This window comes from Vibrio sp. Y42_MX_L11 (assembly GCF_024181785.1).
GTDB classification, from domain to species: Bacteria; Pseudomonadota; Gammaproteobacteria; order Enterobacterales; family Vibrionaceae; genus Vibrio; species Vibrio diabolicus.
Genome location: NZ_JAMZAP010000013.1, coordinates 26489 through 41097 on the forward strand (window position 1 = coordinate 26489; position 14609 = coordinate 41097).

The window sequence follows — 14609 nt, forward strand, 5'->3', positions numbered from 1 at the left end:
CATGAAAAACTTAATCACAATCATCATGGGATTAGCGTTAACAGCCTGCGGCGGTGGCGGCGGTGGAGACAAAAGCAACGATAACGCTACTCCCCCTCCAGCTCAAACTACCGTTATTGTTGAAGAGCCAAGCATGCAAAATTTAGACGTACCAGATGGGTTCGATTATGACCCAAGGTTAGAAAGCTCACTTGCGGTAGATATTAGTGGTTACTCTTTACAGCGCGCACATCTGAGCATTTATAAGGAGTACCGTGAAGATGCCTCTGGAACCTACCAAGCGAAATATTCGAGCAATGTTGCTTCTGCTGCGCTGACGAGTGGGAAAGCTAACTTAGACTTCTCCACCTCGGATAGCCAAGATAACCTGTTAATCGAAATTTGGTTCTACGATGGCTCAGAACCTCTGCAAAAAGTCGTCTCAACCGGAAATGCGACATGGCGCATGTAAGATGCTCTATTGGTGAGCATTGATACTCGGGACTGGCGCAAGCCACAGGTTTTAAGACAAAATCGCATCGTTCTTTGAACATGCGATTTTTTTGTTGTAAAACAAAATGATTACTTGAAACAATAGCAATGGAGCGCAAATTGGATAATCCCAAAACCTATATGTTGGTCTTCAGCGGTTTCATTGCCCTACTTGTGCTCTTGTTGCTCATTAAGCAGACGGATGAGAACACGGTTTCAGCCACCGTCATTAGCAACACTTTAACTCAGTCCCTTGATGGTCAACGTCGGTACCTCACTATTAATTCACCTGAGATAGAGCAACAACGAGTGACGGTTCCAGTGTCCGCATCTTGTCCAGTGGGCTCTATTGCGTTGTTCCACCAAGCATCCCGCTCAAGTCTTGACTCATCCCTTTCATTCATTCGCTGTGAGTAAAGCTACTGTGCGGACTTCCCAAATAAGAAGGATTTAACCATGCAAGCATTGATCGATGCCAAAGAGCTTCATGCTTTATTAGACCAACCGAATGTAAAACTTCTAGACGCGAGTATTCGTTTTCAAATTCCTTCCGAAGGGAAAAAGATCGCCAATAAGTGGATTCCAGGCTCATTGCGTTTCGACTACGACAATGACTTTTGTCTCCCAGATACCAATCTCCCTCATATGATGCCAACAGAAGAAGGATTTAATAACAGCGCTCAGAAACTTGGCCTGAACAACGAAGACCTTATTGTTGTTTATGACAACTCAGGAACACTCGCCTCTCCGCGCGCATGGTGGATGTTTAAGGCAATGGGGCACAATAATGTCAAAGTGCTTAATGGTGGCCTCCCGGCTTGGATTGAGGCTGGACTGCCTGTCACGGATGTCTTGTCAGAAGCTAAGCAGCTTGGAAACTTTACCGGGAAATTAAATAAACATGCTTTTTTGGACGCAAATGCAATATTAGAGTACTCAAACAATTGCAGTGCAAACATTGTTGACGCTCGCTCACGTGCACGTTTTTTAGGCGAGGTACCCGAGCCAAGGGAGGGACTGCGTTCTGGTCATATTCCTAATTCTGTTTGCCTCCCTTTCCAAACATTATTGAGTAATGGCTTTATAAAGGCAGACTCGGAATTGAAACAAGCATTTAGTGCACTAACGTTATATAATGATAAATCAATCATTTTCAGTTGTGGCTCAGGTGTAACGGCCTGTATTTTGCTGCTAGCAGCATACCAGTTAGGTTGGCGTGATTTATCGGTCTATGACGGGTCATGGACAGAATGGGGCGCAGACCACTCATTACCCATTACTCGCTAATCTAGGAGCTATCGAAGCGGCATGGTCAGGTTAAAGAAGAACATTTGGACACTATACATGGCGCTACTTACGATAAGTGCCGTGCTGTTCGTGTTGTTTGGCCGCTACCATTATGAGTCAACCCTGAATAAGTACAAAGATAAGCAGCTCCTACAATTGGAGCTGTTTGCCTCTTCTGTCGAATCACTTCTGAAAGGACAAGAATCGTTACTTGAAGTCATTGGTCATCAGTTGGTCGAGAGAAATGACTTTACTCGTACAGCAGCAGTTCAAACTCGCCCGATGCTGGACAAACTACTCAGTATCCATCCGGCGATTATTGGGTTCGGCCTAACTAACCCCGATGGAGACTACATCGCCGTAAGCTCCAATTTGATCTTGGCAAAGCTGCATAATCTAAAACAAGATCCACTGACTCGTGATACCTTTTTGGCAGCGCTCAACTCCGACCGAATGATTATAGGTCGAACGTATTTTATGCCAGCTCAAGATTCACTTGTGATTCCGATCCGAAAAGCAATTCCAAATAAAGATGGTGTTGTACAAGCAGTGATGACAGCTGGCTTTAATATGAATTCATCTTCGGTTTTTCGTAACGACATTCATGCTAATGAGCACAATCGGGTCACATTGATCCGCAGTGATGGCTACCTTACTTTTAGCTCGTCAGAAGATACAACCCTAGAAGATTACCTAAAACCTGCCAATGATTTAGATATAAAAGCCGTTATGGCTCAAATCACAAAAGATTCAGGCTGGGATATGGCGCAACTAAAAGAGCTCACACGAGCGCTAAATATTGTTGTCGACAATTCTCGCCTGAGTGAGTTAATCACATTGAGATACCTTCCTGATTATCATCTTTGGGCCTCTTCCTCGACAGATTTGAATTTTATTAAGCGCGGATTTTACGAACAGTTTGCACTGTACTCGATTGTTTTTCTTATCGTCCAAGGTGCTTTTTACGCTTTATTCCGCTCTATTGCGAACAATGAACATAAAACAAAACTGCGTTTGCTCTATCAAGCGAACCACGATCATCTCACTGGATTACCAAACCGAGAGTACCTACGCGCAAACATTCGACACTGGCTTTCTGGGAAAGGGAACCCTTTTTCTTTGATGTTTATCGATATTGATAATTTCAAATCAGTCAACGACACACATGGTCATGACTTTGTCGACGAAGTTCTAAAACAAATATCTATCCGCTTAAACACCTTTGTTAACGATGGCCGATTAATCATCCGTGAAGCCAGTGACGAGTTTATTTTTCTAACAAATCGAATTGATGAAGTAAGCGTTAAAAGACTAGCGAGCGACTTAATAAAGGCGCTATCAGAACCCTACGAAGTCAATGACAGTCAGTTTCTGCTCAGTTGCAGTATTGGTATTGCCTGCTATCCACTCCATGGTGAAACATTAGATGAACTGCTCCTGTCAGCCGATATTGCGATGTATCAAGCGAAAAAACAACGCAACGTATACAGCCTGTTCAATCAGCAGATGCAAGCTACACACCTGCGTAAAATGAAAATTGAGCAACGCCTGAGGCTCGCGATAGATAAGCAAGCGCTTCATATGGTTTATCAACCTCAGTTAAACCTAGAAGGCGATATTTATGGTGTCGAAGCGCTTATTCGTTGGAGTGATGATGAGCTCGGCTTAGTCCCACCAAGTGAATTTATTCCCGTCGCAGAAAGCACTGGGTTGATGGTTCGTATTGGTGAACAAATCATTGAAAATAGCCTGACAGATATGGCTAAACTGACTGGTAATATTGATACATCTATCCAGATGTCTATTAACATCTCGGTCAAACAGTTTGTTCACGCCAAATTCATTACTAATCTTATGAATGCTATTGAGAAGCGCGGCATCGAATGTTCAAAGATTACCCTAGAGATCACCGAAAATCTGTTTATTGAAGATCTTGAAAAGTTCGCACCAATTTGCGAGCGCTTGCATGCTCTTGGCTTTAAAATCTCGCTCGATGATTTCGGGACTGGCTACTCTTCATTAAGCATGTTGCGTACGCTACCTATTGACGAGGTGAAGATTGACAAGAGCTTTGTCGATCACATTGAGCATGACAAAAAAGCGCTGAATATGGTTAAGAATATCATTTCTATCGGCAAAAACTTTGAAATGAAAGTACTAGCTGAAGGAGTAGAGACGCTGCAACAACTGAATGAGTTAAAAGCTTGCGGTTGTGATTTGATTCAGGGCTACTTCTACTCTAAACCTTTATCGCTTGAAAACTTGATCGCTTTTACGAAGCAGAACCAAAGCAAAGAAACCGTAGTTGAATAATTACGATCGCTTTGCTTAGAAGGTTTTATTTATTCATTTCTTGGTACATCACCTCAACAAGCTCGCCTTTCGGGTCGCCCGACAATTCCCAAGTAAAAATGCCACCTAAGTTCGCCTGTTTCGCCCAATTTGCTTTGGCTTTGATCGAGCGTTGATCTTCGTAAGAGATAAAAACTTTCTTTTCAGGATTCCACAAGTACGGCGCTTGGGATTGCTCATCATACTTGTACTCGTAGCCCTGCTTCGCTCCATAGTTCTTCACTAAATCCCAGAACATGAAATAGCCGTTCTCACCCGTACCAAACTGCGCTCCTTGCTCGGATACGAGATCTTGCGTTGGTAAGCCACCCGAAAAGTCTTTAGTACCTTGCCAGCCACGCCCATAAAATGCAGCGCCAATCACCAGTTTCTCACTTGGAATACCCAGCTCGATCATCTGGTTGATGAACACGTCTGCGCCCATGCCCCACCAGCTTCGCTCAGTCGCATGCAAGTTGGTAGTATGCCCGGTTTGCTGCCCCCAACCACCAAGGAAGTCATACGTCATTGCAAACATGTTAGTTAGGTACGGCTCCGCGACTTTCCAATCGATACCTGCTGCTTTTGGACCAACGCCAACAGCAGTAGAGAGCTCGTATTCACGTTTGGTTTGATTTGTGAGTTCATCTAACTCTGCACGCATGGTTTTTACCAAATAGGTAAAGGCCTCACGCTCAGATGCTTTTTGTTCATCAGAAAGCTTGGTGTCAGGGTTCCAAGGCGACGTTGTTAAACCGCCACCACCTGGGTATTCCCAATCCAGATCAATACCATCAAAGAAATCATATTGAGCAATCAACTTAACGGCAGTTTTTGAGAATTGATCCATCGCTTGTTTGCTTTTCGCCATAGCATGGAACGGTTCGGACATTGTCCAACCACCAAAAGAAGGGAGAATTTTAAGATCAGGATGTTGTTTCTTCATTTCAGCAAGTTGAGCGAAGTGGCCTTTGTATGGCACGTTAACGGAGACATCGCCAAAGTCCTTTTCTAATGCTGCTTCGGTATCGACAATGATCGCCGTATACGGATCTTTTCCTTCACATTGTTCGGCAACCAGTTTTTGTACCGTTTCAGAAGCACCGGTATGAGGGCCGCACATACTAAGAAACGCGTAAATCACGTGCGTCAGTTTATCGGCGGGAATATCGTTCACCATGTATGGATTTTCTGCATTTGCATACTGCCAATCCGCAAAGTAACCCGCTACGACTTTTTGCTCGGCGTGCGCCGCACCAGTTAGCCCCATAATCAGTGCAGCAAGAAGTGTCTTTTTCATTGTGTTCTCCAGAGTAGATGTACAAATTTAAAGCTACTCCTAGAGAATATTTTTAACTTGAAAACGAAATCAGGCTGCGAGTCATTTATAACTCCTCGCAGCCTGATTACATAAGTTGCATATTATTTGTGCTAACTCTCAGATGCCGCGTTGCCGTGCATTTGCTCATCTAAGTTGAGTACCGTTAATGCGTTGCTGACGCTCGTGGCGATCACGTCTATCGCTCCGGTTCTTAATGCTCCAAGTAAGGCGAGCGGCTTGCTGTTCTCCGCTGCAATCGCGATGACTTCCGATATTGGGCGAAACTCTTCAATACCAAGGCCAATCACTCGGTCACTCATTACGGTGTTGGCAACATTACCGTGAATATCAAAGAAATCATAACCTGCAAAGTCCCCGACCACGCCTTGTTGAAGTCTCGACTGAACCACTTCATCAGGCGTAAACCAACCTAAGTCCACCATGTAACTGTTTTCGCTCATGTCACCAATACCGACCAAAGCGACATCGGCTTTACGTGCCAAATCGAGCGTTTGTTTCACGGTTGCATTTTGCATGAAAGCCAACTTCTGTTCTCTGTTCTCTGCATAAGCCGGCGCATAGAGAGTTTCGGACGTTCCACCGTACTTTTTCGCTAACTGACGACAAATGTGATCGGCGTTATACATACCACCACGTGGGTGAATACCGCCGATACCACATACAAATTTACAGTCACGCGGCGTAATAACACCAATATGGTGAGCGACGGACGACACGTTGCGCCCTTGTCCAACGGTCACCACCATGCCGTTTTTAAGCGTGCTGGTGAGATAATTGGACACCAATCCCGACACCTGTAGTCGCTGTGCCTCTTCATTTGGCTGATCAAGAGCGACAAGCGCACGCTTAACGCCGAATCGCTCGATCAAACGTTGCTCAATCTTGGCGCTAAACACCGGGTGGTATTTAACGGTGATTTCAACGATGCCTTCATCACGCGCCTGCTTGAGCATTCGCCCGACCTTTGCGCGTGATATGGCAAATTTTCTCGATATCTCTTCCTGAGTCGCACCGTCTTGATAATACGCGACGGAAATCTCTGTCAACAAATCCGTGTTTTCAATGGAAATATCTTGGTTAGAACTGCTCATGGTTTCTCTCGCCCTTTAAGAGGATCGATATTGTATGCAATAAGTGAGCATATGCTCATTGACTTAGCATATGTTCTTTATCAATTTAAACGCTACATTTGCTCATCGCAATAACATTTTCTCACTACAATTTTTTACCCTAGCGTACAAAGCTCAAGCTTTGAACAATAAGGGCAAACGTTTATTTGGGTTAACCACTAAACACACAGTAAAAAAACGTTGATGAAGTTCACTATAAGTCGATTTCAGCAATTGACTTTCAGCATAGATAGGATAAATATGGACACATCATTTACTCAGCTATCGATCAAATGTTCATGGCATTTGTTCGGTAACGAAATTTTCCGTAGTTGGCTGAGCAGATGTCTCATTAAATGCGATGAGACGATTAGCTAACTCGCTTGCAAATGCACAAGCTGTGATAAAAAAATCACGCTTAAGCCCATTTAAATAGGATGATCGATTATGAGCAACAAGTTAGAGCAACTTCGTAAACTAACGACTGTAGTAGCAGACACTGGCGAAATTGATGCAATCAAAAAGTATCAACCAGAAGACGCAACAACTAACCCTTCTCTTATCCTGAAAGCCGCTCAAATCGCAGAGTACGCACCTCTAATCGATGCTTCAATCGAATATGCTAAAGCACAGAGCAACGACAAAGCTCAACAAGTTCAAGACACTTGTGACATGCTTGCAGTAAACATCGGTAAAGAAATCCTAAAAACTATTCCAGGTCGTATCTCTACAGAAGTTGATGCTCGCCTATCTTACGATATGGAAGGCAGCGTAGCGAAAGCACGCCAACTAGTGAAAATGTACAACGATGCAGGCATCACTAACGACCGCATCCTTATCAAACTAGCGTCTACTTGGGAAGGTATCCGCGCAGCAGAAATCCTAGAGAAAGAAGGCATCAACTGTAACCTAACGCTTCTATTCTCATTCGCTCAAGCGCGTGCTTGTGCAGAAGCTGGCGTATTCCTAATCTCTCCATTCGTTGGCCGTATTATGGACTGGTACAAAGCGAAAGAAGGCCGTGACTTCGAAGCTTCAGAAGATCCAGGCGTACTGTCTGTAACTAAGATCTACAACTACTACAAAGAGTACGGCTACAAAACGGTAGTAATGGGCGCAAGCTTCCGTAACATCGGTGAGATCCTAGAACTGGCTGGCTGTGACCGTCTAACTATCGCTCCTGCTCTACTTGCAGAATTAGAAGCTGCAGAAGGTGAAGTGGTTGAGAAGCTAGTTGATTCTAAAGGCGCAGCTGAGCGTCCTGCACCAATGACTCATTCTGAGTTCCTATGGGAACACAACCAAGACCCAATGGCGGTTGAGAAACTGGCTGAAGGCATCCGCAACTTCGCCGTTGACCAAGGTAAACTAGAAGCGATGATCGAAGCTAAGCTTTAATTGCTTACCAAAAGCGAGTAGCCCGTCTACTCGCTTTTACCATCAGCGCTTATTCAAGATTTTCTATTTGAACTTGTTTCGACGAGTTCCCTCTATTCAAACCCTTATCGAGAAGTAATCACTATGGATCGTAAATATCTAGCAAATGCAATTCGTGCGCTAAGCATGGATGGTGTTCAACAAGCTAACTCTGGTCACCCAGGTGCACCTATGGGCATGGCTGATATCGCTGAAGTTCTTTGGCGCTCTCACCTAAACCACAACCCATCAAACCCAGAGTGGGCCGACCGCGACCGTTTCGTACTGTCTAACGGCCACGGCTCAATGCTAATTTACTCTCTACTGCACTTGAGCGGTTACGAGCTATCTATCGATGATCTGAAAAACTTCCGTCAGCTTCACTCTAAGACTCCAGGTCACCCAGAGTACGGCTACGCGCCTGGTATCGAGACCACAACGGGTCCTCTAGGTCAAGGCATCACTAACGCGGTTGGTATGGCTCTAGCTGAGAAAGCGCTAGCAGCACAGTTCAACAAAGAAGGCCACGACATCGTTGACCACTTTACTTACGTGTTCATGGGCGACGGCTGTCTGATGGAAGGTATCTCGCACGAGGCATGCTCTCTGGCTGGTACACTAGGTCTAGGCAAACTGATCGCATTCTGGGATGACAACGGCATCTCTATCGACGGTCACGTTGAAGGTTGGTTCTCTGACGACACGCCTAAGCGTTTTGAAGCGTACGGCTGGCACGTAATCCCAGCAGTAGACGGTCACGATTCTGAAGCGATCAACGCAGCAATCGAAGCGGCGAAAGCGGATCCTCGCCCTACACTTATCTGTACTAAGACAATCATCGGTTTTGGTTCACCAAACAAATCTGGTTCACACGATTGTCACGGTGCACCACTAGGTGCAGAAGAAATCGCAGCAACACGCAAAGAACTAGGTTGGGAGCACGGTCCTTTTGAAATTCCGCAAGAAGTCTACGCAGAATGGTCAGCGAAAGAAACAGGCGCAGCTAAGGAAGCAGCGTGGAACGAGAAATTTGCAGCTTATGAAGCAGCGTACCCTGAGCTGGCAGCTGAATTTAAACGCCGCGTAAACGGTGAGCTTCCTGCACAGTGGGAAGAGAAAGCAAGCCAAATCATTGCCGATCTTCAAGCAAACCCAGCAAACATTGCGTCACGTAAAGCGTCTCAAAATGCTCTAGAAGCATTTGGTGCTCTACTACCTGAGTTCATGGGCGGTTCTGCTGATCTAGCGCCTTCTAACCTAACCATGTGGTCTGGTTCTAAGTCTCTAGAAGCAAGCGACTTCTCTGGTAACTACATCCACTACGGTGTACGTGAATTCGGTATGACGGCGATCATGAACGGTATTGCGCTACACGGTGGTTTCGTTCCTTACGGCGCGACATTCCTAATGTTCATGGAATATGCTCGTAACGCAATGCGTATGGCGGCTCTGATGAAGATTCAGAACATCCAAGTGTACACGCACGATTCTATCGGTCTTGGCGAAGATGGCCCAACTCACCAACCGGTTGAGCAAATGGCATCGCTACGTCTAACGCCAAACATGAGCACATGGCGTCCATGTGACCAAGTTGAATCAGCAGTGGCTTGGAAACTAGCGATTGAACGTAAAGATGCACCAACTGCGCTTATCTTCTCTCGTCAGAACCTAGCGCAACAAGAGCGTGATGCGGAGCAATTAGCAAACATCGCGAAAGGTGGTTACATCCTGAAAGATTGCGAAGGCAAGCCAGAGCTAATCCTTATCGCAACAGGTTCTGAAGTTGAACTAGCAGTAGAAGCAGCAGCACAGCTAACTGCTGAAGGTAAGAAAGTACGCGTTGTTTCAATGCCATCAACAGATGCATTTGACAAGCAAGACGCCGCTTACCGTGAAGCCGTTCTACCATCAGACGTAACAGCTCGTATCGCTATCGAAGCAGGTATTGCTGACTTCTGGTACAAGTACGTAGGCTTCGACGGTCGCATCATCGGTATGACTTCATTCGGTGAATCTGCACCTGCTGGTGAACTGTTTAAAATGTTCGGTTTCACTACTGAAAACGTAGTAAATACAGCAAAAGAACTACTAGCGTAATTGCAGTAAAAAGATAATCAGTTTTCTCTATTGCGAATGTGAAAACTGAAAAGCCCCGCCAGCAATGGCGGGGCTTTCTTTTATCTGGCCCCTATTTGTATAAACACAGCCAGAAAGTGAACACAACGACTTTCGTTACGGCTATTTGTCTTCAAATCGAAGCGCGAGCTGATAGAAATCTTGTACTTGCTCTTTCAACTGACGGCTGTTTTGCTCTACGGAGTGCGTTGCTGCCAAGTTTTGCTCTGCCATAGAAGCAATAGAGTGAATATGCTGATTTACATCGCTGGATAGCTTCAGCTGGTTATTCGCCGCTTCCGCCACATCGACCATCAACCCACTCATGCTTTGCATCATCTGTTCAACCTCAGACAAACGAAGCGCGCTTTGTTCGGCAACCTGAGAACATGTATCCGTTTGCTCTTTGTTTGCCAAAATGTCTTTTTGCCAGCTTTGTATCGTCGCCAACATAGCAGAGATAGACGCTTGGATTTGTTCAGTTGCATTGGATGTGCGACCAGAGAGCGCGCGCACCTCATCGGCAACAACAGCAAAACCACGACCTTGCTCACCCGCCCTCGCCGCTTCAATTGCCGCGTTAAGTGCCAGTAAATTGGTTTGTTCTGCGATCCCACCAATCTCTTCCATCAAATGATTCACTTTCTGCGCCTGATCACTCAGTTGATACGTCGTTTCCGTCGCTTTTTCAGCTTGAAGGCTCAACTGCGTTAGATTGGTGTGCGTTTGATCGATGGTTTCCTTCGCCATCAAGCATGACTTCAATGTGTCATCAATTAGCATATGGGCATCATTGGTGCTAGAAGAGACTGAATTCGCCGAAGACTCCACCTCTTGAGTCGCATCACGTACGCGATGAATATCGGTGTTTTGCTGATTTAATGCAGCCGAAACTTCTGCTGTGGTTTGACTGAGTTCTTCGGCGCAATGCTGCAACGGCAGTGCGGAGTCTGTCATTCTTCCCAACACGGTTCGAATTCTTGCGGACAGCATTTTGATATGGAAATCGGCAATCGAAAATGCCGTATTACCGGAATAGATCAAGCGACTCACGCTGTCGTATTGCTTTTGTAACTTTTTCAGTTGTTGAGGCGTATCAATTAATTCTTGGCGGAATAACAACGCTAGAACACTCGCAGGTAGTGCACTTGCAAGCCAAGCTAATGGACCTTCAATAGACAATGCATATGCAGCTGCAGGTGCGGTCAATGCGCCAAGTAGAATCGCATAGCGAATGGTTTCATTGATTTTCAACGACCAAGTACGACCTGATTTCTCGGCGGCGCGCATACTCTTGTAGGCTTTCGTGGCTATATCAACCCACTCTCGCTTTGGCTTCACGCGCACAGATTGATAACCAACAACGTGGTTATTTTCATAAATAGGGGTGACATAGGCATCAACCCAATAGTAACCGCCCGACTTAGTGGCATTCTTAACCATGCCGCGCCAGGCTTTGCCTTGCTTAAGACGAGCCCACATATCGCCGAAAGCGGCTTTAGGCATGTCATTGTGGCGAACGATATTGTGGTTCTGACCGACGAGTTCTTCGTGAGTGTACTCAGCAACACGGCAAAAGGCTTCGTTACAATACGTAATAACACCTTGTAGGTTCGTTGTTGAGACGAGTTCCTCAGACTCCCTCACGAGAGTTTCTTGAGCTTTATGAGAAATATTGGCTGACATAGACGAAACTTCTGTAGTTTTTATTGATTTTCGGCAAGATATATACAGGATTTTTATTTTTATTACAAAAAGTTAGACAAAAAGTCTTATCAATTCGACATTTTTAGTGTGGGAATTCACATTATCAATAAAAACATAAAGAAGAAGTTGTGGAGTTGAGCTAATAAACAAAACCCGACACGTTATGCCGGGCCATGTATAGAAGATTTAATCAAGCAGTTTGGGATTCCGTTTCTTTGTTCGTTTTCAAAGCAAACATCACGATGACGAGTAGCACAAAAGGAAGAACGTACAAATTAAGGTTTTGCCAACCTACGGTGGATTCAAGCCAGCCAGATAGTAATGCAGTGATAGTGACACAACTGAACACGAAGAATTCATTAAATGCTTGAGCCTTGCTCCTGTTTTTCGCTTCATAGCTTTGACTAAATAACCCAGTTGCCGCGATAAACATAAAGTTCCAACCAACGCCTAACAGAACTAAAGCAAGACTAAAGTGCCAAATGGACACTCCGTGTATGTTAATTCCAATGCAAGCAACAAATAGCAATCCACCGGCTAAAATCATATTCTTCGCGCCAAGCCGCTCTATCAAGCGTCCCGTGACAAACGCCGGTGCAAACATGCCCAGCACATGCCATTCGATCACTCCTGCCGCTTTGTCAAAATCAAAGCCACAACCAATCATCGCCAGAGGCGTTGCTGTCATTAAAATGTTCATCACCGCATACGCAACCATTGCGGCGATAACCGCTAGCATGAAATTAGGTCGACGGATAATATGCCCCACTTTATCCGCTTTAGTATGTAGAACTTGCGTGTGTGCTGGTGGAAAACGAATCGTTTGCAGCACGATCAACGCAGTTATATAAAGTCCAATAAGCACGGCAAAAGCACTAATGTACAAACCATCATCTGACCATTGCTGTGAATACACCGCCAAATTAGGGCCAAGTATCGCCGCTAGTACCCCTCCCGCCATAGATATCGAAATCGCCCTGTGTCTTGCCGACTCTTCACACACTTCAATAGCAGCAAATCTGTATAGCGTTCCGAAGCCAATACCAACACCGAGCAAAAAGGTAGAAACACAGAACAGATAGAAGTTCTGTTGACTTAACGCATACGTCGCTAGGCTGGCACCCAAAATGCCAATAACATTACCGAGACTAAACCCAAGGCGACGTCCCAACTTGCCCATAATTAGTGATGCTGGGATCGTCGCAGCCATCAGTCCTAAAAATTGCAGCGCAACGGGCAACGTAATAAAACTTGATGACGGCGCAAGTGTTTTGCCAATAAGGGCAATAACAGATATGAGTAAAATATTCCCTGTCATTAATAGGGCTTGGCAAAGGGATAATAGCCATACATTACGATTCAATTCCAAATTCCTTTTGGTTACAGCGCATACAGATAACATATAGGAAAGCAGAAACAATAGAAAGAGATGCGAGTAATTCTCAATAAAAAAGAGCCAGAGGCACAATGCCTCTGGCTCTTTAAAAAAGTTCTTTCTGTTGAGCTTATTTGTTACGGCGCGCTTTTACTGCATCTGAAAGCTGACGAAGTACGGTTTCCGTATCTTCCCAACCGATACATGCATCGGTAATCGACTGACCATAAGTGGCCGCTTTGCCATCTACTAGGTCTTGGCGACCTTCAACTAAATGAGACTCAATCATCACACCAAAAATTGCTTCTTCGCCACCAGCGATTTGCTCTGATACGTCATCAGATACCAACATTTGACGTTTGAACTGCTTCGAGCTGTTAGCGTGGCTAAAATCAATCATCACTTTTTTCGGTAGCCCTGCGCCGTCTAACTCGTCTTTAATTTTAGCCACATGCGCTGCACTGTAGTTTGGCTCTTTACCGCCACGGAGAATGATATGGCAATCAGGATTGCCAGCGGTTTCTACGATCGCAGAATGACCGTATTTTGTTACTGATAAGAAGTGGTGAGAAGCACTTGCAGAACGAATCGCGTCGCTCGCGATCTTAATGTTCCCGTCTGTACCATTTTTAAACCCAACAGGGCAAGAAAGACCAGAAGCAAGCTCACGGTGAACCTGAGATTCTGTCGTACGAGCACCGATAGCACCCCAACTGATCAGATCCGCCACGTACTGAGGCGTGATCATATCTAAGAACTCACTCGCGGTCGGCAAGCCCATATCGGTAAGATCAAGAAGAAGCTTACGTCCAATACGCAGACCATCATTCAGCTTGTAGGTATCATTCAGGTAAGGGTCGTTGATCAGACCTTTCCATCCTACCGTTGTACGCGGTTTCTCAAAATAAACTCGCATCACAACTTCTAGTTGTTCACCAAGTTCATCACGTAATACTTTTAGCTTTTTACCATATTCAACCGCAGCAGCAGGATCGTGAATAGAACACGGGCCAACAATTACAAGCAATCGGTCATCTTTTCCTTCAAGAATATTGTGAATGGCATTACGGCAATCGAAAGTGGTCGAAGAAGCGGTTTCAGTCGCTGGGAACTTCTCTAATACTGCTACAGGTGGCAATAACTCTTTTACTATATTTATTCTTACATCATCAGTTTGAAACATTACTTCTACTTCCTGGTTTTTATTTCCGACCCAATTTTTTGCCAACTGAACTCATTGCAACATTGTTCACAAAGCGAGCAGCATCAAGGGCTCTGGTCATTTTCTGTCTAGCGTTTAAGTAACTTATCGGCTTAGGCGTAGACTTGCAATCAGTTTTTGCAAATAAATGCAAATAAAAACCACCTGTTAACTACCGCGCACAATGTAAAATAAAGTTTACGAAAAAAAGTTCAAAATAATCATCAATTTTCTTATGAACCCAAAAATCTTTAC

General features: G+C 44.9%; 11 protein-coding genes. 6 read left to right on the plus strand and 5 right to left on the minus strand.

From position 1 onward, the window contains the following. Position 1 precedes the first annotated feature (1 nt). The 4 genes from NL643_RS14105 to NL643_RS14120 all read left to right on the plus strand — a co-directional run bounded on the left by NL643_RS14105 (position 2) and on the right by NL643_RS14120 (position 4071). Positions 2-451, plus strand: a complete 450-nt coding sequence (locus NL643_RS14105) for a hypothetical protein (protein WP_253644652.1) — start codon at positions 2-4, stop codon at positions 449-451. Positions 452-591: 140 nt separating this feature from the next. Beyond that, entirely contained in the window at positions 592-888 is a 297-nt protein-coding gene (locus tag NL643_RS14110; RefSeq protein WP_006741132.1) for a hypothetical protein, read from the plus strand. 39 nt (positions 889-927) lie between these two features. Further along, positions 928-1758: a sulfurtransferase gene (locus NL643_RS14115; protein WP_253644653.1), complete on the plus strand. Its 831-nt coding sequence runs from the start codon at positions 928-930 to the stop codon at positions 1756-1758. 21 nt (positions 1759-1779) lie between these two features. Further along, the gene (locus tag NL643_RS14120) at positions 1780-4071 is read left to right on the plus strand and encodes an EAL domain-containing protein (RefSeq protein ID WP_253644654.1); all 2292 of its coding nucleotides are present in this window, start codon (positions 1780-1782) and stop codon (positions 4069-4071) included. 25 nt (positions 4072-4096) lie between these two features. Here NL643_RS14120 and NL643_RS14125 read toward each other — a convergent pair whose 3' ends face one another. Both NL643_RS14125 and NL643_RS14130 read right to left on the minus strand, forming a co-directional pair. After that, complete coding sequence (locus NL643_RS14125; RefSeq protein ID WP_253644655.1) at positions 4097-5389, minus strand: glycoside hydrolase family 18 protein; 1293 nt, start codon at positions 5387-5389, stop codon at positions 4097-4099. Between the two features lie 131 nt (positions 5390-5520). Beyond that, a complete protein-coding gene (locus NL643_RS14130; RefSeq protein WP_005396112.1) occupies positions 5521-6522 on the minus strand; it encodes a sugar-binding transcriptional regulator in 1002 nt (333 codons plus the stop codon). A gap of 465 nt (positions 6523-6987) precedes the next feature. On the opposite strand from NL643_RS14130, the gene tal reads away from it, so the two are divergent. Further along, on the plus strand, positions 6988-7938 hold the full coding sequence (gene tal / locus NL643_RS14135) for a transaldolase (protein ID WP_005396118.1): 951 nt from the start codon (positions 6988-6990) through the stop codon (positions 7936-7938). A 123-nt stretch (positions 7939-8061) separates the two neighbouring features. Then, positions 8062-10053, plus strand: a complete 1992-nt coding sequence (gene tkt, locus NL643_RS14140) for a transketolase (RefSeq protein WP_145472775.1) — start codon at positions 8062-8064, stop codon at positions 10051-10053. 141 nt (positions 10054-10194) lie between these two features. On the opposite strand, the gene NL643_RS14145 is transcribed toward tkt, so the two are convergent. The 3 genes from NL643_RS14145 to aroG form a co-directional block, all read right to left on the minus strand. Next, entirely contained in the window at positions 10195-11757 is a 1563-nt protein-coding gene (locus tag NL643_RS14145) for a PAS domain-containing methyl-accepting chemotaxis protein (protein ID WP_253644656.1), read from the minus strand. 211 nt (positions 11758-11968) lie between these two features. Continuing rightward, positions 11969-13141 (minus strand): MFS transporter, encoded by a 1173-nt coding sequence (locus tag NL643_RS14150; protein ID WP_085343905.1) that lies wholly within the window; start codon positions 13139-13141, stop codon positions 11969-11971. 142 nt (positions 13142-13283) lie between these two features. Continuing rightward, positions 13284-14336, minus strand: a complete 1053-nt coding sequence (gene aroG / locus NL643_RS14155; protein WP_253644657.1) for a 3-deoxy-7-phosphoheptulonate synthase AroG — start codon at positions 14334-14336, stop codon at positions 13284-13286. Between the last annotated feature and the right edge of the window lie 273 nt (positions 14337-14609).

Bases quoted from the DNA above. Each gene is read 5' to 3' on its own strand.
- NL643_RS14145 (WP_253644656.1), bottom strand. From the start codon at position 11,757: ATGTCAGCCAATATTTCTCATAAAGCTCAAGAAACTCTCGTGAGGGAG.
- NL643_RS14120 (WP_253644654.1), top strand. From the start codon at position 1,780: ATGGTCAGGTTAAAGAAGAACATTTGGACACTATACATGGCGCTACTT.
- NL643_RS14130 (WP_005396112.1), bottom strand. From the start codon at position 6,522: ATGAGCAGTTCTAACCAAGATATTTCCATTGAAAACACGGATTTGTTG.
- aroG (WP_253644657.1), bottom strand. From the start codon at position 14,336: ATGTTTCAAACTGATGATGTAAGAATAAATATAGTAAAAGAGTTATTG.
- tal (WP_005396118.1), top strand. From the start codon at position 6,988: ATGAGCAACAAGTTAGAGCAACTTCGTAAACTAACGACTGTAGTAGCA.
- NL643_RS14115 (WP_253644653.1), top strand. From the start codon at position 928: ATGCAAGCATTGATCGATGCCAAAGAGCTTCATGCTTTATTAGACCAA.
- tkt (WP_145472775.1), top strand. From the start codon at position 8,062: ATGGATCGTAAATATCTAGCAAATGCAATTCGTGCGCTAAGCATGGAT.
- NL643_RS14125 (WP_253644655.1), bottom strand. From the start codon at position 5,389: ATGAAAAAGACACTTCTTGCTGCACTGATTATGGGGCTAACTGGTGCG.
- NL643_RS14105 (WP_253644652.1), top strand. From the start codon at position 2: ATGAAAAACTTAATCACAATCATCATGGGATTAGCGTTAACAGCCTGC.